Annotated in this window: 20 protein-coding genes; 8 read left to right on the forward strand and 12 right to left on the reverse strand. The window is 71.6% G+C overall.

Annotated elements, in window-relative coordinates:
• The first annotated feature begins 21 nt into the window (after nt 1–21).
• Nucleotides 22–1,788, forward strand: a complete 1,767-nt coding sequence (locus M8542_RS25865; protein ID WP_257922828.1) for a gamma-glutamyltransferase family protein — start codon at nt 22–24, stop codon at nt 1,786–1,788.
• Between the two features lie 393 nt (nt 1,789–2,181).
• Here the strand turns inward: M8542_RS25865 and M8542_RS25870 are convergent, their stop codons facing one another.
• From M8542_RS25870 to M8542_RS25890, 5 genes are read right to left on the reverse strand one after another with little or no spacing between them, the layout of a single operon-like run.
• Nucleotides 2,182–2,346 (reverse strand): hypothetical protein, encoded by a 165-nt coding sequence (locus M8542_RS25870; RefSeq protein WP_257922829.1) that lies wholly within the window; start codon nt 2,344–2,346, stop codon nt 2,182–2,184.
• A gap of 36 nt (nt 2,347–2,382) precedes the next feature.
• Nucleotides 2,383–2,760, reverse strand: a complete 378-nt coding sequence (locus tag M8542_RS25875; protein ID WP_257922830.1) for a hypothetical protein — start codon at nt 2,758–2,760, stop codon at nt 2,383–2,385.
• 46 nt (nt 2,761–2,806) lie between these two features.
• A complete protein-coding gene (locus M8542_RS25880) occupies nt 2,807–3,685 on the reverse strand; it encodes a VOC family protein (protein ID WP_257922831.1) in 879 nt (292 codons plus the stop codon).
• Nucleotides 3,678–4,202, reverse strand: a complete 525-nt coding sequence (locus M8542_RS25885; protein ID WP_257922832.1) for an RNA polymerase sigma factor — start codon at nt 4,200–4,202, stop codon at nt 3,678–3,680. Before M8542_RS25885 ends, M8542_RS25880 begins: the two co-directional genes overlap by 8 nt.
• A 4-nt stretch (nt 4,203–4,206) precedes the next feature.
• Nucleotides 4,207–4,533: a hypothetical protein gene (locus tag M8542_RS25890; RefSeq protein WP_257922833.1), complete on the reverse strand. Its 327-nt coding sequence runs from the start codon at nt 4,531–4,533 to the stop codon at nt 4,207–4,209.
• Between the two features lie 111 nt (nt 4,534–4,644).
• On the opposite strand from M8542_RS25890, the gene M8542_RS25895 reads away from it, so the two are divergent.
• Nucleotides 4,645–5,472, forward strand: coding sequence for a helix-turn-helix domain-containing protein (locus tag M8542_RS25895; RefSeq protein WP_257922975.1), 828 nt, complete (start codon nt 4,645–4,647; stop codon nt 5,470–5,472).
• 23 nt (nt 5,473–5,495) lie between these two features.
• Nucleotides 5,496–5,696, forward strand: coding sequence for a DUF397 domain-containing protein (locus M8542_RS25900; protein WP_257922834.1), 201 nt, complete (start codon nt 5,496–5,498; stop codon nt 5,694–5,696).
• On the opposite strand, the gene M8542_RS25905 is transcribed toward M8542_RS25900, so the two are convergent.
• Complete coding sequence (locus tag M8542_RS25905) at nt 5,662–7,086, reverse strand: MFS transporter (protein WP_257922835.1); 1,425 nt, start codon at nt 7,084–7,086, stop codon at nt 5,662–5,664. The two genes, M8542_RS25900 and M8542_RS25905, sit on opposite strands and share 35 nt — an antisense overlap.
• Before the next feature lie 102 nt (nt 7,087–7,188).
• Here M8542_RS25905 and M8542_RS25910 point away from each other — a divergent pair, with 102 nt between their 5' ends.
• From M8542_RS25910 to M8542_RS25930, 5 genes are all read left to right on the forward strand, one after another.
• The gene (locus tag M8542_RS25910; protein ID WP_257922836.1) at nt 7,189–8,022 is read left to right on the forward strand and encodes a helix-turn-helix transcriptional regulator; all 834 of its coding nucleotides are present in this window, start codon (nt 7,189–7,191) and stop codon (nt 8,020–8,022) included.
• A gap of 66 nt (nt 8,023–8,088) precedes the next feature.
• Nucleotides 8,089–9,207 (forward strand): sensor histidine kinase, encoded by a 1,119-nt coding sequence (locus M8542_RS25915; RefSeq protein WP_257922837.1) that lies wholly within the window; start codon nt 8,089–8,091, stop codon nt 9,205–9,207.
• Nucleotides 9,204–9,872: a response regulator gene (locus M8542_RS25920; RefSeq protein WP_257922838.1), complete on the forward strand. Its 669-nt coding sequence runs from the start codon at nt 9,204–9,206 to the stop codon at nt 9,870–9,872. Before M8542_RS25915 ends, M8542_RS25920 begins: the two co-directional genes overlap by 4 nt.
• 197 nt (nt 9,873–10,069) lie before the next feature.
• Nucleotides 10,070–11,065: a GDP-mannose 4,6-dehydratase gene (gene gmd, locus M8542_RS25925; protein WP_257922839.1), complete on the forward strand. Its 996-nt coding sequence runs from the start codon at nt 10,070–10,072 to the stop codon at nt 11,063–11,065.
• Nucleotides 11,062–11,985 (forward strand): FkbM family methyltransferase, encoded by a 924-nt coding sequence (locus tag M8542_RS25930; protein ID WP_257922840.1) that lies wholly within the window; start codon nt 11,062–11,064, stop codon nt 11,983–11,985. Before gmd ends, M8542_RS25930 begins: the two co-directional genes overlap by 4 nt.
• Here M8542_RS25930 and M8542_RS25935 read toward each other — a convergent pair.
• The 6 genes from M8542_RS25935 to M8542_RS25960 all read right to left on the reverse strand — a co-directional run bounded on the left by M8542_RS25935 (nt 11,979) and on the right by M8542_RS25960 (nt 21,523).
• Entirely contained in the window at nt 11,979–14,318 is a 2,340-nt protein-coding gene (locus M8542_RS25935; protein ID WP_257922841.1) for a glycosyltransferase family 4 protein, read from the reverse strand. The two genes, M8542_RS25930 and M8542_RS25935, sit on opposite strands and share 7 nt — an antisense overlap.
• On the reverse strand, nt 14,315–15,397 hold the full coding sequence (locus tag M8542_RS25940) for a hypothetical protein (RefSeq protein ID WP_257922842.1): 1,083 nt from the start codon (nt 15,395–15,397) through the stop codon (nt 14,315–14,317). Before M8542_RS25940 ends, M8542_RS25935 begins: the two co-directional genes overlap by 4 nt.
• A 20-nt stretch (nt 15,398–15,417) precedes the next feature.
• Nucleotides 15,418–16,695 (reverse strand): alginate O-acetyltransferase AlgX-related protein, encoded by a 1,278-nt coding sequence (locus tag M8542_RS25945; RefSeq protein ID WP_257922843.1) that lies wholly within the window; start codon nt 16,693–16,695, stop codon nt 15,418–15,420.
• Nucleotides 16,692–19,058 (reverse strand): glycosyltransferase, encoded by a 2,367-nt coding sequence (locus M8542_RS25950; protein ID WP_257922844.1) that lies wholly within the window; start codon nt 19,056–19,058, stop codon nt 16,692–16,694. The genes M8542_RS25945 and M8542_RS25950 overlap by 4 nt, the downstream gene beginning before the upstream one ends.
• Before the next feature lies 1 nt (nt 19,059).
• Nucleotides 19,060–20,277 carry a hypothetical protein gene (locus tag M8542_RS25955; RefSeq protein ID WP_257922845.1) on the reverse strand — a complete coding sequence of 406 codons (1,218 nt, stop codon included), beginning with the start codon at nt 20,275–20,277 and terminating at the stop codon, nt 19,060–19,062.
• 109 nt (nt 20,278–20,386) lie between these two features.
• Complete coding sequence (locus M8542_RS25960; protein WP_257922846.1) at nt 20,387–21,523, reverse strand: hypothetical protein; 1,137 nt, start codon at nt 21,521–21,523, stop codon at nt 20,387–20,389.
• Nucleotides 21,524–21,713: the final 190 nt, after the last annotated feature.

Genomic DNA, 21,713 nt, shown 5'->3' on the forward strand with positions numbered 1-21,713 from the left:
GCAATGCGTACTATCGGGGGCATGTTCACGACGAGGCCGGAGCTGGCCGGCACCTTCGGGATGGTGGCATCGACGCACTGGCTGGCCTCGGCCACCGGGATGGCGGTGCTGGAGGACGGCGGCAACGCGTTCGACGCGGCGGTCGCCGCCGGGTTCGTCCTGCAGGTCGCCGAGCCGCACCTGTGCGGCCCGGCGGGCCAGGTGCCCGGCCTCTTCGTGACGGCGGACGACCCGACCCCGCGGGCGCTGGCGAGCCAAGGGCCGTCGCCCGCGGGGGCCACCGCGTCGCACTTCGCGTCGCTGGGCCTGGACCTGATCCCGGGCAGCGGCCTGCTCCCGGCGACCGTCCCCGGCGCCTGGGACGGCTGGCTCCTGCTGCTGCGCGACTACGGCACGAAGCCGCTTCGGTCGGTGTTGTCGTACGCGATCGGGTACGCGCGCAACGGCGTCCCGCTGGTGTCGCGGGTCGGCGACACGATCAGCGCGGTCTCCCGGTTGTTCACCGAGCACTGGCCGACGTCGGCGGCGTTGTGGATGCCGGACGGAAAGCCGGCGTCCGGCCTGCACAGGAACCCCGTGCTGGCCGACACCTGGGAGCGGCTGCTGCGCGAGGCGGAGGTCGTCTCGGGCCGTGAAGCGCAGATCGACGCCGGACGTCGTGCCTGGTCCCAGGGTTTCGTCGCTGAGGCGATCGATTCGTTCAGTCGCCAGGCGTTCCGCGACGACTCGGGCCGCGACCACGCGGGCCTGCTGACCGGCGAGGACCTGGCGTCGTGGTCGGCGTCGTACGAGGAGCCGGCGTCCGCGGACGTCGGCGACTGGCGGCTGGTGAAGATGGGCGGCTGGACGCAGGGCCCGGCGCTGCTCCAGCAGGCGCTGTTGTTGCACGGCCTCCGCGACGAGCTGTCCTATGTGGACGGAATCCCGTCGGAACGCACGGTGCACCTGGCGACCGAAGCGGCGAAGCTGGCCTTCGCGGACCGCGAGGCCTGGTACGGCGACACGGACGTCCCGCTGGACGTGCTCCTGTCTTCTGCTTATACGGATTCCCGACGGGCTTTGATCGGCGACACGGCGTCTGCCGCACTCCGGCCCGGCGACGCCCGCGGCCCGGCCCGGCTCCCGGCGATCCTGGACTCGCTGCAAGGGGTGCGGGCCGAAGGCGGCGCGACGGGCGAGCCGACGGTCGGCCCCCAGGGCCAGACCCGCGGCGACACGGTCCACCTGGACGTCGTCGACGCGGCGGGCAACCTGGTGTCCCTGACGCCGTCGGGAGGCTGGCTGCAGTCGAGCCCCACGATCCCGTCGCTCGGCTTCTGCCTGGATTCCCGCGGCCAGATGTTCTGGCTGGAGCAGGGGCTGCCGAACTCACTGGCCCCGCGCAAGCGCCCCCGCATCACGCTGTCGCCATCGTTGGCACTGCACGACGGCACCCCGACACTGGCGTTCGGCACCCCGGGCGGCGACCAGCAGGACCAGTGGCAGCTGTGTTTCTGGCTGGCCCACGTGTACGGCGGCCTGAACCTCCAGGAGTCGATCGACGCGCCGGCCTGGCACACGACGGCGTTCCCGAGCTCGTTCTACCCGCGCTCGTGGAACCCGCGCGAGCTGGTGGCCGAGTCCCGGCTGGGAGTGTCCACAATGGACGCCCTCCGCGACCGAGGCCATTCACTGGTCGACGCGGGCGACTGGGCACTGGGCCGCTTGTCGGCAGTCTCCCGCTCGGACGGCTTGTTGCGGGCGGCGGCCAACGCCCGTGGCATGCAGGGCTACGCGGCGGGGCGCTGAAGGGAAGCCCGGCCGTGGTCGGCGAAGTTGCTTGTCAAGCGCGATCGCCCCGCGACAGCCGAGTTGTCCACATCCACTCCGGCTGTCCACAGATTTGCCGCACCACCGTTTTTCAGCCCCACCACCGATACGCTGGAAGCGGGGCCGGCCCCCAGAGGAGGGCGGGGGCTGGGTAGTGACCCAGACAGGCGTTTCCGCGGGGCTGTTTCGGCCAGATCCTCGCCGACGAGCCGAGTTCGAGCCACCGCTGCCACCTGCGGTCAGCTCGTCGTGGTCACGCGGCACCTGCCCGGTCACGTCAACTCCGCGGCGAAGTCCAGCCGCCGCAGTGTCCGCACGCCGAGGGCGTAGTCGCCGTTCAGCAGCTCGGCGCGCTCGTCGTCGAGCGGGCGGCTACAGCTTCCACGTCCAGCTCGCGGTGAGGTCCATCGACGGCACCAGCGCGGCGACAGCGGCATCCGGCGACCCACCCACGGCCAGGATCTCGTCGCAGGCGCCCATCAGCTCGCGCAATCCCCGCACCGCCTCGGTGGGTGGAGGGGCCAGCGCACGAGCCACCCGGCGATCAGCTCGCCGGGGTCACGTGGCCGGCCGCTAGAGCGTCAGCGAGGTCCAGCCACCGCCCTCGGCGAGCAACCTCCGCACGCCGAGTGCATGGTCGGCGAACCCGGCGAGATCGCCGTGCAGCAAGGCCATCCGCTCGTCATCGAGCGCGGTCGTGTCGCCGGACCACAGCTCGCACGTCCAGCTCGCGGCCAGGTACATCGACCGCCCGAGCGCGGCCACTTCGGTCCCCTCGGCCGCGGAAGCGATTTCGTCGCACGCCTTCACCAGATCCCGTAGCCCGCGCACGGCTTCGTCCGGGGTGCCGTCCCAGTCCGGCCTCGGCCACACCGACGAGCCGAGCTCGAGCCACAACCGCCACCCCGCGGTCAGCTCCTCGTGGTCACGCGGCACCCATTGCCCGGCCATGCTTTCGAGTGTGCGCCCGAACGCACGACCCGGCGGATGGGATTCCTCACTGCGCGGGCTGCTGCCAGAGCCAGAACTCGATGCCCTGGTTGTCGGCGCAGTCGGCGGTCAGCCCGTACGGGTGGTTCTCGACCTCGCCCGCCCGGCCGCCCTGTTCGCGCACCCGCGCGAGAGCCGCGTCGAGGTCGTCGACCGCGAACATCAGCTTCCAGCCGATCTGGCGGTCGCCGGCCCACAGGCCGCCTTCGAGGCCGGGGCCCGAGAAGCCCCACGCGTCCGGCACCCGGCCCGGGGTGAACTCCCAGCCCAGCACCGCGCCGTAGAACGACTTCGCCGGCTCGGCTTCGGGCACCTGGAACGTGAAGTACATGGCCTCGCCTTGGCCCGGCGACGGCGCGGCGGGCGGAGTCGCCTGCGAGACCAGCCAGCGCTGGCCGAACGGGTCGCGGAACGAGCCGCCCCGGCCGTACGGCGAGTCGCTCACCGCGCGGATCAGCGTCGCGCCCAGCTCCAGCGCGCGGTTCACCGAGACGTCCGCGTCCGGCACCTCGACCCGCACCGACGCGCCCCCGGCCTGCGGCGCGACGTGCCCGATCTCCGGGTACTCCTCGGCGAGCATCAGCACGGCGTCGCCGATGGCCAGCTCGGCGTGCCCGATCCGGCCGTCGTCCATCAGGATCGGTTCGCCTCGCCGCACAGCGCCGAAGACGTCGACGTAGAAGTCGAGCGCGGCCCGCGCGTCGGACACGGCCAGGTACGGGGTCAGGGACCGCAAAGCGGCGGTTGGTGCCGCTGAAGTCGTGGTGGTCATATCGGCTCCGTTCAAGAGGACGCGACGCAGGTTGTCGCGCAGTTCGGCGGCGAAGTCCGGGTCGGGGTCGACCCGCTCGGAGGGCCTGCGAAGCGCGTCGTAAGGCTCAGGCATCGCGACCCTCCTTCTCCTCGTAGGCACGCCGGAACGCGGCACGGGCCCGCACGAGCAACGCCTCGGTGGCGTGCACGCTGCGCCCCAGGTGGCCGGCGACCTCGGGCACGCCGAGGCCGTCGACGTACCGCAGGGTCAAGGCCGCGCGGTGGTGCGGCCCGAGGGCTTCGAGCACTTGTCTGGCGCGCAGGGCGTCGAGCTGCTCGTCCCACGGGTCGTCGACGTCCGGCTCGCTGTCGTGCACCAGCCGCAGCCCGCGTTCCTCACGTTCTTTGCGCCGCCAGTGGTCGGCGAGCTTGTGCCGGGCGACGCCGATCAGCCACCCGGTGCTCACTGGAGGTGCGTACTCCTTGCGACAGGCGGCGACCGCCCCGAGGAACGTCTCGGAAGTGAGTTCCTCGGCGAGCGTGCGGTCACCGCACCGGGACAGCAGGTACCCGTAGACCTCCGGCAGCGCGGTTTCGTACAGCCCGAGCAGCGCGAAGGCCGGGTCCGGTCGTACCCGAGGTTCCGTCACACCCTCATCGTCGTCCGGCGCGCGGCTTTTCCGACGGGTGAACTTTGGCTTTTTTCGGCGGCCAGGTCACCCGGATGGTGACGACGTGGTCCCGCCGCCCCGGAAACAGCCGGTAGACGGAGACGACGAAGGTCCCGGGCCGGGCGCGTTTGCGGGACAGGTAGTCGTGCGCGCAGGCGGTTCCGTACCGCACGGTCCAGCCTTGGTACCGCTCACTGCGGTGCTCGAGGACGAACCCCATGTCATCGACGAGTTCGGTGTATTCGTGCACCCGCCCGCCCTCGGCCTCACGCCGGTACTCGAGCTCGTGGGGGTAGCCGTAGACGTCCATGACCTGCAGGTTCTCGCCGCAAGTAAGCACGACACGGCGATAAACGGGGAATCCCACATCGGTACGCCCGCCCTACGATTCGTGGTTGATCGACAGCGAGGGGTGACCACCATGGAGCGGCGGACCAAGCCGACCTACCGGCGACGGCAGCTCGGCCGCACCCTGCGCAAGCTACGCGAGGCGGCCGGGCTGAGCCAAGAGGACGCGGGCCGCCCGTTGCGGTTCTCCACGTCGAAGATGAGCCGGATCGAGCAGGGCCACATCCCGGGCTACAACGACTTCCTGGCGCTGCTCGACCGCTACGGGATCATCAGCTCGGACTACGGCGAGTACGTGCGGATGTTCGACTACGCGAAGGAGAAGGGCTGGTGGCAGGCCTTCGGGCTGAGCGATCGCGGTTTTGTGAGCGTGGAAGCCGAGGCGAGCGCGATCTTGACCTACGAGCTGGGTTTCGTACCCGGGCTGCTTCAGGGTGAGTCGTACATGCGCGCCACCTTCGCCGGCACCCGCGAGCCGCTGGATGAGACTCGCCTCGAGAACCGGTTGAAGGTGCGGTTGCAGCGGCAGCGGAGGCTCCGCGAGGAGCCTCCGCTGCGGCTGCACGCGATCATCGACGAGACCGCCTTGCGGCGGCGGATCTGCGATCGGCAGCAGCTCAAGTTGCTGCTCGATGCCGCCGAGCTGCCGAATGTGGATGTGCAGGTCATCGCCGAGTCGGCGGGTTCGCACGATGGCTTGTGCAGCAATTTCACGGTGGCGAGGTTCGCAGATCCGGCGGAGCCGGATCTGGCATACATCGAATACGGGTTCGGTTCGCTGCAGATCGAGAAGGAGGCCGAAGTCTCCGCTGCTAGGCTGATGTTCGCCCACCTCGCCGATCGCGCATTGGATGATCAGGACTCGGCCACACTGATCCGGCGGCTGATCGACGAAAAGTGATCCGAGTCCAGGAGGCGAACTCCGTGGCGATCTGGCTCAAGAGCAGCTACAGCGCCGGCTCCGGCGAGAACGGCAATTGCGTCGAGGTGGCCTTCCGCGACCGCGCCATTGCCGCCCGGGACTCGAAAGCCCCCACGGCCGGGGCACTCGAAGTGCCGCCGGCCGCGTGGTCCGCCTTCCTCTCCGCCGTCACACCCGGGGGTCCGGCAACCGCCGCGCGGTGACGGTCACGATCGCCGCCAGCACCGCCACCACCCCGATCACCAGCGCGAACGCGTCCCGGGTCCCCAGCGACTCCGAGAACCCCGCGTACAAACTCCCCAGCACGGCCACACCCAGCGCCAGCGACGTCTGCTGATTCGTCGTCATCACACCCGACCCCACCCCGGCCAAATCAGTCGGCACGTGGGACAGCACGATCCGGAACAACGTCGTCATCGCGAGGCCGTTGCCCACGCCGATCGCCACCATCGACGGCGCCAGATCGAGAATGGTCACCTGAGGCCAGGCCGCCAGCGTCGTGCACAGCAGCGCCACCATGCCGACCACCACGATGGCCCCGCCCACCGGCACCACCTTCGGCCCGTACCGCGCCACCAGCCGGCTGCTGAGCATCGACACCGTGAAGTACGCGACCGCCATCGGCGTCAGCGCGCCGCCCGCGCCCAGCGGGCCGAAGTGCAGGCCCTCCTGCAACGTCATCGCGTACACGAACATGAACGAGCCGAACGCCGCGAAGAACGGCACCGCCACCATCAGCCCGCTTCGCACGCTGGGCAGCCGCATCACCGACGGCGGCAGCAGCGGTGTGCCGCCCTGTCGTTCCATGCGCCGTTCCACGTGGACGAACGCCGCCGCCGCGAACGGGGACACCACCAGGAGCGCGATCGTCCACGCCGGCCAGCCCAGTGCGCGGCCCTCCATCAGCGGCAGCAGGAGCGAAATCAGCGTCACCGCCAGCAACACCGTGCCGAGGCGGTCGACGCCCAGGGGGTTGTGCGCGCGGCTTTCCGGCAGGCGGCGGGCCAGCACCAGCACCACCAGGCCGATCGGGACGTTCACCAGGAAGATCGGCCGCCAGCCGGTGCCGAACAGGTCCGCCGCCACCAGGGCGCCGCCCGCCAACTGCCCGACGACCGTCGAGAGGCCGCCTGTCGCTCCGAAGAGACCCAGGGCCCGCGAACGCTCTTCGCCCGACGTCGTCGCCTGGATGATCGAGAGCACCTGCGGCAGCAGCAACGCCGAAGCCGCCCCCTGCGCGGCGCGGGCGATCACCAGCGTCGTCGCCGTCGGGGCGAGTCCGCAGGCCAGGGACGTCAGCGTGAAGAGCCACAGCCCGGTCAAGAACAGCCGGCGACGGCCGAACGAGTCGCCGAGGCGGCCGCCGACCACCAGGAGCACCGCGTACGCGATCCCGTACGCCGCGACCACCAGCTCCAGGGTGGCGGTGGACGCATGAAGATCCGCGTTGATCGTCGGCAGCGCGACGTTGACGATGAAGAAGTCGATGATGGGCAGCGCCGCCCCCAGCAGCACCGTGACCAGGCCGGCGGGGGTCAGTCCCGGCCGAAATTGAGCTCTGGCCGAGATCGGCGCGAGTTGAGTCGTGGTCATGACTACTACGATCGACCTCGATTTAACCTGGTACCAGTTGCTGCTTATCCGGGTACCAATCACTACCTGGTACCAGGTTCGATGGCGTGCGATCATGGCACCATGACCACCGCTGTCGAATCCGAACTCCGCCGCCAGGAGCTCGCGAGGTTCCTGCGGAGCCGGCGCGAGCGGATCACGCCCGAGCAGGTCGGCCTCCCGCTCGTGGGCCGCCGCCGGACGCCGGGCCTGCGCCGCGAAGAGGTCGCGCAGCTCGCCGGTGTCGGGGTCACCTGGTACACGTGGCTCGAGCAGGGCCGCGACATCAACGCGTCCGAGCAGGTGCTGCAGGCGGTCGCCCGCACCCTGCGGCTCGACCCGCACGAGCACACCCACCTCTTCCGCCTGGCCGGCGCGCCCCAGCCGGAGAGCGAGAAGGACTGCCAGGTTCTTTCGCCGCAGCTGGAGCTGATGCTGAAGAAGCTGGAGCCGTACCCGGTGGCGGTGCGCAACGCCCGCTGCGACCTGCTCGGCTACAACCGCGGCTACACCTGGCTGATGGGTGACGTCGACGCGATCCCGTTCGAAGACCGCAACACCCTGGTCCAGTGCTTGCTCAACCCGCAGTGGCGCGAGCGGATGCTGGACTGGGAGACGAACATCCCGCGCGTGATCGCGTCCTTCCGCGCGGCGATGGCCGAACACGTCGCGGAGCCGGCGTGGAAGAACCTGGTCAAGCGCCTGAAGGCCGAGTCGCCGCTGTTCGCCGAGCTGTGGCCGCACCACGACGTCAACTCCGAGCCGATCCGCACCAAGCGGTACCTGCACCCGGACGTCGGGCTGCTGCGCTTCAACTTCACCTACCTCTACTCGGGCCGCCGCTCGGAGATCACGGTCTCGACCTACACCCCGGCAGACGACGAGACAGCGGCGAAGCTCCCGCTGATGTTCGACTGACGACGTACGCGGACTGTCGCCCTGTGACGGACGCGCGGACCCGGCGCGACCGGTAGTTTTCGCGACATGAGATGGCAGCCGGGCTGGTCACCGTGGGTGGGGCGCGTGGTGCGCACCATCGTGGTCACGGGGTTCGTGCTCGGCGCGACCAGCGGTGCCTCCCGATGGGATCCCGCCGCGCCGAAGATGACGGCGGGCGCCGCGCTGTGGCTGGTCGCCACCACGCTCACCCTGCTGCTCGTCCACCGCTTCCCGCTGACGCTCTTCCTGGTCACCGCCGGCTCCGCGTTCGGCTACTACGCCTCCGGCCTGCCCGGCGGGCCGGTCATCCTCGTGCCGACCATCGCGTTGTTCGTGCTCACCCGGCAACGCGGGCCGCTCACCGCGGGCAGCACCGGAGTCGCCGCGCTCGCCGCCGCCTACGTCGCGCACGTCGTGATGACCCGGTCGTTCGTGCTGGAGGCCGGCGCCGCCTTCGTCGTCGTCTGGCTGACCGCCGTGATCGGGGTCGGGACCGCCGTCCGGTACCAGCTCGACGCCGTCGCCGCCCGTCGCGAGCAGGCCGACGAGCACCGGCACCGGCTCGCCGAGCAGGAACGGCTGCGGATCGCCCGTGAGGTGCACGACGTCGTCGCGCACAGCCTCGCCATGATCAACGTCCAGGCCGGGGTCGCCGCGCACGTCGCCGACCGGCGGCCCGAGCAGGCCAAGGAGGCGCTGCTGAACATCAAGGCGGCCAGCGCGTCCGCGCTCAAGGACCTGCGCGCGACCCTCGCCGTGCTGCGCAGCGGTGAGGACAAGGCACCCGCGCCGAGCCTCGCCCAGGCCGCCGAGCTGCTGGCACACGCGCGCGACGCCGGGCTCACGGTCGACGTCCACGGCGAGCCCGGTGACCTCCCGGCGCCCGTGGACGCCGCCGCCTACCGGATCCTGCAGGAGTCGCTGACCAACGTCGTGCGGCACGCCGACCAGCCGAACCACGTCGACGTCCGATTCGAACGGAAACCCGGCACTTTCGTCATGAAAGTGCGCGACGACGGCCGCGGCACCGCCCAGCCGACGCCCGGCCACGGCCTGCGGGGCATGTGCGAACGCGCCGCCGCGCTCGGCGGGCAGTGCACCGCCGGGCCGGTCGACGGCGGGTTCGAAGTGCGCGTCGAGCTACCGATCGAGGGGGAAGCATGATCCGCGTCCTGCTGGCCGACGACCAAGTGCTGGTCCGCGCCGGGTTCCGCGTGCTGCTGGAGACCGAAGACGGCTTCGAGGTCGTCGGCGAGGCCGGCGACGGCGAGCAGGCCGTCGCCGGCGCGGTCGAGCACCGGCCGGACATCGTCGTGATGGACGTCCGGATGCCCGGCGTCGACGGCCTCGAAGCCACCCGCCGGATCACCGCGAACCCCGACCTCGCCGGGACGAAGGTGCTGGTCCTGACCACCTTCGACGTCGACGAGTACGTCTACGAGGCCCTGCGCGCGGGCGCCAGCGGGTTCCTGCTGAAGGACACCGAGCCGGTCGAGCTGCTGCGTGCGCTGCGGGTCGTGGCGAGCGGCGAGGCCCTGCTGGCGCCGACGGTCACGCGCCGGCTGATCCAGGAGTTCGTCGGCCGGCCGGAGAACCGGCGCATCGACACCAGCGCCGTCCGCGAGATCACCGACCGCGAGCGTGAGGTCCTCGGCCTGGTCGCGGGCGGCATGTCGAACGACGAAATCGCCGCCCACCTGGTGATTTCGACGGCGACGGCGCGCACCCACGTCAGCCGGATCATGACGAAGATCGGGGCCCGGGACCGCGCTCAGCTGGTGGTGCTCGCCTACGAGTCGGGGCTGGTCACGCCGCGTCGCCCCGCCTGACCCGGCGGACCACCCGCACGGCGCGGACCAGGAACACGAGCGCGAGGACGCTGACCAGGCAGATCCAGATCACGGGGCCTCCTCTCCCGGCCGATGCTCTGCTCAGAAGGCGTCCGAGGGTGGGACCGCGTTCACCGACACGGCGGAAGTCACACCTTCGGGCTAAGTCGATGTGGCTTCCCGGCTATCCTCAGCGGGTGCGTCGTGCGTTGATCACCGGAATCACCGGTCAGGATGGGCAATACCTCGCCGAGCTGCTCCACGAGCAGCAGTACGAGGTCTTCGGCCTGGTCAAGGGGCAGAACAACCCCCGGATCGACATGATCCGCACGGAGTACCCGTTCGTCGAGATCGTCGAGGGCGACCTGCAGGACCTCTCCAGCCTGGTCGGCGTCCTGGAACAGGTGCAGCCCGACGAGGTCTACAACCTGGGCGCGATCTCCTTCGTCGCGCTGAGCTTCAAGCAGGCCGAGCTCACCGCGAACGTCACCGGGCTCGGGGTGCTGCGGCTGCTCGACGCGGTCCGCATGGTCGGCGGCAGCCAGAACAACCCGATCCGCTTCTACCAGGCGTCGAGCTCGGAGATGTTCGGCAAGGTCCGCGAGTCGCCGCAGACCGAGGAGACGCCGTTCTACCCGCGCTCGCCCTACGGCGTGGCGAAGGTGTTCGGGCACGACATCACGGTCAACTACCGCGACAGCTACGGCCTCTTCGCCTGCTCGGGCATCCTCTTCAACCACGAGAGCCCGCGTCGCGGCATCGAGTTCGTCACCCGCAAGGTCACCAACGCCGTCGCGCGGATCAAGCTGGGCCTGCAGGAAAACCTGATGCTCGGCAACCTCGACCCGCGCCGCGACTGGGGCTTCGCCGGCGACTACGTCCGCGCGATGTGGCAGATGCTGCAGCAGGACGAGCCGGGCGACTACGTCGTCGCGACCGGTCGCACGCACAGCGTCCGGAACTTCGTCGACCTCGCGTTCAAGCACGCCGGGATCGACGACTGGGAGCGGTTCGTCCAGCAGGACCCGCGGTTCTTCCGGCCGGCCGAGGTCGACCTCCTGGTCGGCGACGCCACCAAGGCGCACACCGAGCTCGGCTGGAAGCCGGAGGTCGGCTTCGAGGACCTGGTCGCCATGATGGTCGACCACGACCTGCACCTCGAAGCCAAGAAGGCCGGGATCTCGCTCCCGTGATCTCCTACGCGCAGAACGCGGAGGACGTCGTCCTGGCCCGGGTCTTCGCCGGCCAGGCCAACGGTCGCTATGTCGACTTGGGCGCCGGCTATCCGACGCGCGACTCGGTGACCAAGCACTTCTACGACCTGGGCTGGCGTGGCGTCAACGTCGAGCCGGAGCCGGCGCTGGCCGACGAGCTCGACCGGGAGCGGCCCGAGGACGTCAACGTCCGCGTCGCCGTCGGGGCCGCGCCCGGCACGACCGTGCTGCACGTCGTCGACGGCCAGTGGGGCCGCGCGACCGTCGACGACTCGCTCGCCCAGCAGTACAGCGAGGACTGGGCGGTCCGGGACGTCGAGGTCGAGGTCGTCACGCTGGCCGAGCTGCTCGACCGGCACCCGGGACCCGTCGACTTCCTCAAGGTCGACGTCGAAGGCGCGGAACGCGCGGTGATCGAGGGCGCCGACTGGACCCGGCACCGGCCGCGCGTGCTGGTCGTCGAGGCGACCGAGCCCGGTTCGCCGAAGCCCGCCCACGACGAGTGGGAGCCGATGCTGCTGGCCGCGGGCTACCGCTGTGGGCTCTTCGACGGCCTCAACCGCTTCTACGCCCCGGCCGAGGACTCCGACGCGCTCGCGGCGTTGGCCGCGCCCGCGAACGTCTTCGACGACTACGAGCGCTACGCGGCGTTCGAGATCCGCGAGGAGCGGGACCAGCTGCGTCAGGCCCGGCCGTCCGAAGTCGCCTACATCCGGCGGCTAGAAGAGACGGTGGAAGCGGCGCAACAGGCCCGTGGCGAGCTGGGTGCGCAGCTGGACGCCGCCCAGCGGGAGCTCGCGCAGGCCCGCCGGACGGCCGAGGAGCACCGCCGCCGTGCGGCCGCGCTCGAACACCGCGTCGCCGAGCTGGAAGCCCAGCCCGGCGTCCGCCGCTACTGACGTTCGCGCGCGAGCTGCGCCAAGCGGTCCGTCATGACCTTGCCGACCGCGGCCGGGCTGGACCAGTCGCGGATGGCCTCGATCGCCCGCGCACCCATCGACGCGCGCAGCCGGGGGCTGTCGGCGAGCCGGCGCAGCCACTGCGCGGCCTGGTCGAGGTCCGGCTCCGCCCACAGCTGGCCGACCGAGTACCAGTCGCCGAACTCGGCGCCGAAGCGGTGGTCGTGCTTCGAGATCGGACGGACGTCGTAGCCGACGACCGCGGCCGAGCCCGGCGGCATGTAGTCGGTGTTGGCGCTGAACCCGGTGGCCACCACGGGTTTGCCCATGGCCATCGCCTCGGCCATGCCCATCCCGAACCCCTCGGACCGGTGCAGCGACGCATAGATGTCGCAGCTCGCGAGGAGCGTGTCCATGTCGCCGCGGGACATCTCGCGGCGCAGCAGGATGCCGTCGACGGAGGCGACCGCCGCGGTCAGCGCCGCGTCCAGCTCCGGGAAGCGCTCGAGGTTGTTCACCTTGAGCACCAGGTGGGCTTTCGTGCCGCGCTCTTCCGGCGGGAACGCGCGGCGGAACGCCTCGACCAGCGCCCACGGGTTCTTCCGCGCGTCGCTCGAAGACGCGCTGAAGGTGTACAGCACGATCAGGCCGTCTTCGGGCAGCCCGAGCCGCGCCCGGTCGGGCGTGCTGTCGGGGGCCGGCGGGATCACGCTGGGCACGACGAGGATCGGGATGTCGGTGACCGTGCGGAAGGCGTCCGAGACGAACGACGACAGCACCCACAGCTCGTCGATGCCGGGCAGGTGCGGCAGCGCGTGCGGCGGGGGTTCGGGAAGTTCCCACGCCCACAACGCGATCGTGTACCGGTCCAGCGCGTGCTCGGGGATCAGCTGCCACTCGTTGACGTTGACGATCCAGAGGTCGACGTCGAACTCCTTGCCGCGGCGCAGTGCGGCGATGTCCGGCGGGATTTCGACCGAGCGGTACGGCGCCTGGCTGTTGAACTCGGTGTAGGTGAGGTTCGTGCCCGTGGCGGCGAGGGCCTGGATGTGCCGCCGCGCCGATTCCGACAACCCCGTGCTGGCGCGGGCGTCGGCGAAGGTGTTCACACCGTCTCGACGCACTTCGGGCGCCGGTTCGGACAGTGCCGACTCGATGGCCTTCGCGTAACCCTGGGCGGCGATCGGCCAGCTCGCGTTGTCCTGGACCCACTTCCGGGCCAGGTCGCCGGCCGCGCGCAGCTCCTCCGGCCAGGCCATCCCGCGTTCCAGCAGCCGGTAGAGCCAGGCCGCCTCACCCGCCGGGTCGGTCGGCACGGTCCAGACGAACGCCGGGTCGAGGTGGCGGTGCTGCGGCAGGTCGCTCGCGATCACCGTCCGCCCCGCGCCGAGGGCCTGCATCATCACCGCGCTGGTCTCGCCGGCGGTCGGCCAGCGGAGGCTGATCACCGCGTCGGTGGCCAGGATCAGCTCGTCGAACCGGCCTTCGTCCGGCGACAGTTCGATGTGGACGGACCCGGCCGCGCCGCTCTGCTCGATCACCTCGCGAAGTTCTTCCAGCAGCCCGGGTTCGCCGGCGTGCCCGGCGACGACGAGCCGCGCGTTCGGCCAGCGGCGGCGCAGCTCGGCGAAGGCCAGCACGGCGGCCGGGACGCGCTTGTACCGGACCAGGCTGCCGAACACGCCGAACACGACCTGGTCGTCGGTCCAGCCCAGCTCGGCGCGGATCGCGTCGCGCCGGGAGCCGTCGAGCAGGGTCGCGCCGAGCGGCACGGCGTGCACCGGGACCTGGGGGTAGCGCGCCTGCAGGAACTTCGCCGTGTGCGGGTCGTGGACGAGCACCCCGCGGCTGTTCGCGACGAGCCGGCGTTCCATTGTCAGCGTCGCGTAGTCGAGCGTCTTGACGCCGTCGACCTCGATGGCCGGCATGCCGTGCAGCAGCGCGGGATCGGTGGAGTGGCCCCAGATCGGGCCGTGCGCGTACCGCACCTCCGCCCGGAACGCGTCACTGGTGTAGCTGCCGAAGTACCCGGCGTGGAAGTCGACCAGGGCCGGGTCGTGCAGCACGACGACGCCGGGGTTCTCGATGGCCTCGCGGTAGATCTCGCCGTGGACCCCGGCGTGGTTGCCCATGTGGTAGACCGGCACGCCGTCACCGGGGTCGTCCGGTTGCCGTAGCTCGACGCCGTCGGGCACGCGCGCCGACGGCGACTCGTGCACCGCGGTGACGTCGACGAGTTCGGAAAGCGCTTCGAGCAGCCGGTAGCTGTAGTCCGCGATGCCGCTGGTCTGCGGCGGCAGCGGTGTCCACACCGCGGCCCGCGCCCTGCTCATCGGCGGGCGACCAGGCGCAGCCGCTCGCCGAGCCCGTGCGGGGCGTCGACCGAAGCGACCTCGACGTCCGCGAAGCCGGACGCTTCGGCGAGGAACCGCAGGTAGACAGCGGGCAATGCCTTGCGCGCGAACGGATCCAGCTTCAGGTCGGCGTCGGACGCCGGCGTCTCGACGACCAGCACGCCACCGGGCTGCAGTGCCGTCGCGGCGAGGTCGAAGAAGCGCGCGAGGACGTCCGGCGCCAGGCGCTCGGCGTACCGGAACGCCGTCACCGCGCCCAGCGAGCGCGGCGGCCGGGCGGCGAGCGCGGCCAGCGGCTCGCGGGCCTCGACGTCGAAGCCGAGTCCGGCGCAGTGCTTCCGGACCAGCGCGTTGTCCGAGGCCGTCGTGAACGGCAACCCGGCCGAGCGCAGGACTTCCAGCCACTCGCCGCGGGCGGGCGCGACGTCGAAGACCGGGCCGGTGACGAGCGGCAGGTAAGCGCGGCGAGCTTCGCGGACGTGGTCCGCGGGACCGTCGAGCAGCTCGATCAGCGCCAGCTCCAGGAAGGACTCCCGGTCGGCGGCTTCGACTTCGGCGGGCTCCGCCCCGGCGCGGACGCGGTCGAGCGCGAGGTCCAGCTGCGCGTGCCGGAGCCGGACGTCGGTGGCCGCCGACGTCAGCGCGGCGACCTGCGTCTCGAGGGCCTTCAGCCGCTGCTCGACGTCGTCGCCGGTCTCGGCGCTTTCCGCGTGGCGCAACCGGAGCTCGCTCAGCTGCGACTCGACCCGGCCCAGCCCGGAGTACAGCCGCTGGTTGAGCCCGGCGGTCATCGTCTGGTCGTGCCGGCGCAGCTGCTCGATCTCGTGGACCAGCTCGGAGTGCCGCACGAGCCGGCCTTCGCCGCCCTGGGTCTGCTGGTGGACGGCGTCGAGCGCGTCGCGGATCGCCAGGTTGGCCTCGATCTGCCACTTCACCTGACGCTTCCACAGGAACTTCAGGGCCAGCCGGCCCAGCACGTCGCTCTTGCGCAGCGGCAGGTGCAGCTCGCGGTGTTCGTCGAGGCGGGCCAGTGCGGCGGCCACGCGGTCAGCAGGCATTTCGGGTTCCCCGGTCCGGTCTATGGGTTGAGCTTGCGCGAGACGTTCTTCTGCACGGCCGGCGACAGCAGCGAGACCGAGCCGGAGGTGAACCCGCGCTCGGTCAGCTCGAGCACCACGACGTCACTGCGCTGAAGCAGGTTCGCGATCTCCTCGCCGCTGTCGTGGTCGGCCGTGCTCGTGTGGAGCGCGGTCAGGTCGCCGAACGACGCGGCGAGGTAGGGCAGGGCCCGGATGGTGAACGAGTCGCCGATCCAGGCCGTGCGCAGGCCGTAGGTGCCGTCGCCGCTCGTGCTGTCGGTGTGCACCGGCGTGACGTAGTCACTCGGCATCGTGCGGGTCCGGTCGGTCCTGCCGTCGGGCATCAGCGCGTAGTGCGTGCCCGAGGTGACGCCGGTCTTGCCGATCAACGGCGGCAGGTCGGCCGGCAGCTGCCAGTCGGCCTTCGGCTGCAGCCGCCAGCTCTTGCTGATGCCCGGCCGCAGCTTCTCGGCGACGGCGCGGACCGCGGTGATCGCGCCTTCGTCACCCCAGTGCGCGTCCTGCGGGCCGTAGAGCGGCTCACCCTTGCGGTTCGCCCAGTCCTGCATGCCGCCGCGGACGTCGAGCATGAAGTTCTCGCCGTCCACCCGGCGCCAGAAGTCGTCGGCGACCTTCTGGCGGCAGTCCTTGCCCAGGTAGTTGTCGGGCAGGTGCTGCGGGACCATGCCGATCTTGTCCGGCGCGACGACGACCACGAACTGCCGGCCGGACGCCTCGACCGTGTCGCGGAAGCTGCGCAGCCGGGCGAACGTCGTGTCGAGGTCGACCGCCTGAACGCAGTGGCTGGTGGCCTCGTCGCCGAGGTAGAGCCAGCCGTCCTTGCCCTCGATGACGTCGGGGAACTGGCGCGGGTCCATCTTCGTGGGCGCGGTGTCGGCGGGCACCTGCAGCGGGCCCTGCTGGTTTTCCTGGTGCAGTGGCGGCGGTTCGCCGAACACGCCGCGGCTGATGCCGTCGGCGGCGTGCACCGCCTGCTCGCGGAACACCAGGTGGTCGGTCGTCCAGGCGCTGAGCTGCGTGAAGAACGACCAGCCCTGGCCGATGCTCGGGAACGGCGTCAGCTTGCGGTTCTCGAACTCCGACGGCCGCGCGCCGAGGATCGCCGACAGGGCCGGCGTGGCGAAGAAGATCGTCGCGCACAACAACGCGGCCAGCTGCTTGCGGCCGTGGCGCGGCCGGTACAACGCGTGCTCGCGGGGGAGGAACGCCTCGTAGACGGGCGGCAGCGTGGGCTTCGGGCCTTCGGTGCGCGTCACGACGTCACCCCCAGCCGGCGGGCGGCGGCGCGGACCGGCCGGAGCGCGCGGCGGGCGCCGGCGACCAGCGGATGCCGCTGCGGCGCCGGCTGCGGCCGGCCGGCGAGCCACGTCTGGTGGGCTTCGGTCAGCCGCTCCCGCATCCACGCCGCGGCGGTGTCGGTCGAGCGCGTGCGCAGGATGTGCGCGCGGGCGGCCTGCCCGCGCCGGCGAGCCTCGTCCCGGTCGTCGGCGACGGCCCGCATGGCCGCGGCCGCGGCGTCGAGATCGGGGTCGGCCCAGCGGCCTTCGGGCTGGTACGGCGGCCAGTCCGGGCCGACGTCGGTCATCGTGTACGGCACCGGCCAGCCGTGCTCGGACCCGAAGAACTCCGCCGTGCCCGAATAGTCGGTGGCGATCACCGGTATCCCCCTGACCATCGCCTCCGCGACCGTGAGTCCGAATCCCTCGCTGCGGTGCAGCGACACGTAGGCGTCGGTCCCGGCATACAGGGCGCCGAGTTCGGTCACCGTAAGATAACGCTCCCGCAGCTCGATCCGCGGGTCGCCCCCGACGGCGCGGCGCAGGCGCTCGACCGCGGGCGTGTTCAGGTGCCCGTTGGTGGCCTTGAGCACCAGCCGGACGTCTTCGCGGCCGGGGAACGCGCGGTGGAACGCCTCGACGACCCCCCACGGGTTCTTCCGGCCGCCGGTCGAGTTGAAGTCGAAGATGAAGAGGAACTGCGTGACCGGACCCGGATCGCGGGTGGGCTCGCCGGGGTCGGGCACGCCCACCGGAATGGTCCGGACCGGCACCGGCGAGTGCGCCGCGATCGCCCGGGTCGCGAAGTCGCTGGGCGTCCAGATCTCGTCGACCAGCGTGAAGCCGTCGTGCATCTTCGCCGGGAAGTCCTCGAGCTCCCACGCCCACAGCCCGATCCGGTAGCGGCCCGCGCCGGTGTCCGGGTGGGTGTCGAGGATCAGCCGCGTGAAGTCCGAGTTGACGGTCAGCAGGCTGACGCCGAACCGGGGCGCGCCGACGTCGTCGGGCGCGGCGAGCCCGGTGCGGACCGAGCCGGACAGCGAGTGCTCCTCGACGACCGACACCATCGGCACGCCGGCCGCGGCGATGGCCCGCTGGGTCACCCGCGCCATCTCGCCGATGCCGAGCTCGGCGGTCAGGTAGCCGGCGACGTTGACACCGAAGTCGGGCACCGGCGGGACCGGCGCCGGCGGCTCGGCCGGCACGGCCCACTCGGGCACGATGCCTTCCTCGGCGCCGTGGGTCGCGCACCACTGCCGGAAGTTCGCCCGGTCCGCGCCACGCGGGTGCGGGAACACCGCCTGCAGGTCGACGCGGGCCAGCCAGACAGCCGCGGCCAGCCGGGTCAGCCCGGTGGCGGCGTCGAGCGGCGACGCGGGTTCGGCCAGCCACTGCCGGAACGCGCGCCCGCCGTCTTCGCCGAACGGGTGCGGTGGCAGCTTCTCGGCGACCCGGCCGAGCGGGTCCGGCGTGTGGCGCAGGTGTTCCGCGCGGCTCCAGGTGTCGTGGTAGAGCTGCCGCATCTGGGTCGTGATCGGGGTGCCGTCGGCGAACGCCTGGTACCGCGCTTCGGTGTCCTCGGTGGACTTGACGCGCTCGCCGTAGCTCTCGCAGAGTGCGCGCAACGCCGGGTTCGCCGACAGCCGGACCCGCGGCCGGTGCCCGCAGTCGGTGGTCAGCAGCCACGGCGTTTCCGGGTCGTAGCCCCGGAAGACGAGGAACTTCGGCGGACCGGAACGCTCGTGCAGGTTCCAGTAGCCGACGGCCAGCCCGGGATCACGCACGACGAGCGGGTCGAACACCCCGGCCGCGAGGTCCGGCCACCGCCAGGTCGGCTCGGTCCGGTGCGGCGAGCGCAGGCGGGCCTGCCCGGCCCAGTGGTCGAGGAACGGCCGGGCGCCCTGACCCGCGGCGAGGAACCCGTCGAAGACGCCGGGCACCTGCGCCGGCTCCAGGCCGTCGTCCGGCAACGGCTCGAGCAGCGCCGCCGCGACGACCAGCCCGCGCTCGGCCGCGAGCACGCTGACGTCCTCGAACGGCGCGTGCACCTCGGCTTCGGGGTCGAGCAGGACGACGACGTCGTATTCGTCGAGGAGGGTGCGCACGAGCAGCGGCCGCAGGACGTCGGCGAGGTCCGCCCCGGCGTGGCAGGTGACCAGCCGGTGGTACTCGTCCGGGTCGAGGCCGAGCCGGGCGGGCACCGCGTCGCCGTCGGCGGCGAGCACGGTGAACCCGTGGCCGGGGTGGTGCGCGCGGTAGGACGCGGCGAGCACGTCGGCGACGGCCCGCCGGTCCCCGGTGACGACGGTGCAGCCGGTGATCCGGGGACCGCTTCCCGGCATGTCAGCTGCTGGCGGGCAGCTCGGCCAGCTGCTTCGCGAGGATTTCGTCGAACACCTTCGAAACGGTGGCCATGTCGGGCCCGTCGACGTGCACGCGCACGACCGTCTGCTTGTGGACGTAGTGCGCGCGGACGATGGCGACACCGTCCTTGTCCAGCTGCATGACCTCGACGCCCTGCGGCGTGGTGCCGGTGTACTTGACGAGCTTGAACTTGACCTGCTGGTCGGTCAGCCCCTCGACGGCGTTCGACGCGGCGGACGCGTCGGAGGCCAGCACGGTCAGCACGACGGCGGTCGCGCCGGACGGCAGCTTGGACACCGACTGGCGGGCCTTCGTCGGGTTCGCGTCGGCGAGCGCGGTGAACTCGCCTTCGGTGAGGGCCTTGGCCGCCTTGAGGTCGTCGAAGGACGCGAAGTCGTTGGTGGCCAGGACGTTCCCCGGCAGCTTCGCGATCTCGAGGTCGTCCTTCGGCTTCTGCGTCGGCTTCGGCGCCGCGCTCGAAGACTGCGCGACCGGCGGGTTTTCGCCACCCGAGTTGCCGGAGAAGAGGAAGTACCCGCCGACGCCGAGGCCGGCCAGCACGACGACGGCGAGCACGATCGCGATGACCTTCTTGCCGCCCTTGGCCGGGGCCGCCTCGAACGACGGCTCCGGGCCCTGCGCGACCCAGTTGGTGTCGGCCGGGAACTCGGAGCCGCCCCACGGGGTGCTGGTGTCCTGGCTCGGCACGTTCCACGGCATCTGCTGCTGCTGGCCGCCCTGCGGCGGGTGGTACTGCGGGGTCTGCTGGGCGGGGAACCCACCGGAGCCCTGGCCCTGCGGCCGGTAGCCGCCGGCGACCGACTGCGGCGGCACCCCCGGCACGACCTGCGTGCGGTCGGCGTCGCCGGCCTGCGCGCCCGGGGCCCAGCCCTGCGGCGGGCCCTGGCTGACGGCCTGGGTGCGCTCGCCGTCGCCGAAGTTCGAGTTCACGATCTGGGTCTGGTCGGCCGCGGTGGCGCCACCGGGCTGCGCCGGTGTCGGCCCGCTCTGCGGCGCGTTGACCGGGGCGATGATCTGGGTGCTCTCCGCCTGACCACCCTGAGCCGGTGCGGCCTGGGGATCGGCGTTGACGGCCGCGGACAGGACACTGTCCCGGCGCAGCCGGTAGTCGTCGGCCGAAATCTGGCCAGCGGCCAGCTCTTCGTCCAACCGGCGCAGTTCCTCCTGCCAGGACAAACCCGGCCCCCTATCTCGTCAGCGGTTGCCAGCTGAGCCAGCTCACGCATCATTGTGCACTCAGCCCTGCTCACCGGGGCCCGGAGGGTCGTTTCGTGACCCTCGGCCCTCAGCCCGCCGGCAGGACGCTTTCGAACTGCTTCAACATCCCGTCCAGCTGGCCGCTCATCCCGGACTGACCCCGGTAGGGCAGCCCGACGCCGATGACGACGGCGTTGCTGCCCGAGCCGTACCAGCTGGTGTTGAGGAACTGGTTCTCGAACTTCCCGGAGATGGTCCGGACATCGGCGCCGACCGGGCGCATCCCGGACGAAAGCGCCTGCTGGTAGAGCGTCTCGACGACGGTCTGCGCGTTCTGGGCGCTGCCGGTCGGGATGACCAGGGTGAGGTAGTTGACCTCGCCGTCGGAGCTGCCGCGGAACAGCATCTCCTTGGCGCCGTTGGAGGTGAACAGCTCCGCCGTCGGCGCCGGGATCAGCTTGAGCTCCTGCGCCTTCGCGATCGTCAACGTCGAGTTGTTCGGGTTCTGCTCGCCGGGCAGCTTCGGCAGCCGGTCCTCCAGCGGATCGGGCTTGATCCCGGACGCCGACGACGTCCCGGGCGCCGGGGCGTTCGCCGAGGGCGTGTCGTCACCCGAGCCGAGCCACGCGGTCACGCCGACGACCAGCGCCAGCACGACCAGCACGCCGAGGCCGAGGAACAGCCAGGTCGGCCGCCGGCCGTCGCCGGAACGGTGCTTGCCCGGCACCTCTTCGGGCTCGTCGGGCCGGTGGTGCACCGGGCGGCCGAGCGGCGGGAAGCGGCTGATCGGGTCCGGCGCCGGCCCTTCCACCTTCATGTAGCGGGTCGGGTTGATGTCGGCCGGGCTCGGCGCCGTCGTGAGGTGGTCGGGGACCGGCGGGACCACGTTGCTGTGCTGGGAGAGCGTTTTCTGCGCCGCCGAATTGGTGCGCTGCCACGGCGGGGGCGGCTGCGGCCGCTTGTGCCAGCCCGCCGGCGACTCGATGCGCTGGGGCGGCGCGGTCCGCGGGTCGACCGGCGGCTGCTGGTGTGGTTGCGGCCCGGCGGGGTTCGCGCTGTGCCACGCGGTCGCGGGCCGCCGCAGTGGTGAGGGGACCGGTGAGGGCACCGTCGAACCCGACGCCTGCGCGAGCAGCTCGTCGCGTTGTTTCCGGTGCGCGGCCGGCTCGATCCGGCCGGCCGCCAGGTCCGCGTCGAGTCGGCGCAGATCTTCCTGCCAGCTCATCCTTCGACCCCCATCCACCGTTCGGGGCATCAGTCTGGCACGTGCGGCCGACCTGCGAGGTTGCGGTTTGAGGTTGATCGGCAACGTAGCGCAAGTGGCGGGAAATCGGGAGTCCTCGCCGCGCCCGCTTCCCGGACCGGCCTCCGGTACAGTCCGGCTGCCCAGGTCACGGCGGTCGGGGAGCCGGCTG

Origin of the sequence: Amycolatopsis iheyensis (assembly GCF_024703995.1) — a bacterium.
GTDB lineage: Bacteria > Actinomycetota > Actinomycetes > Mycobacteriales > Pseudonocardiaceae > Amycolatopsis > Amycolatopsis iheyensis.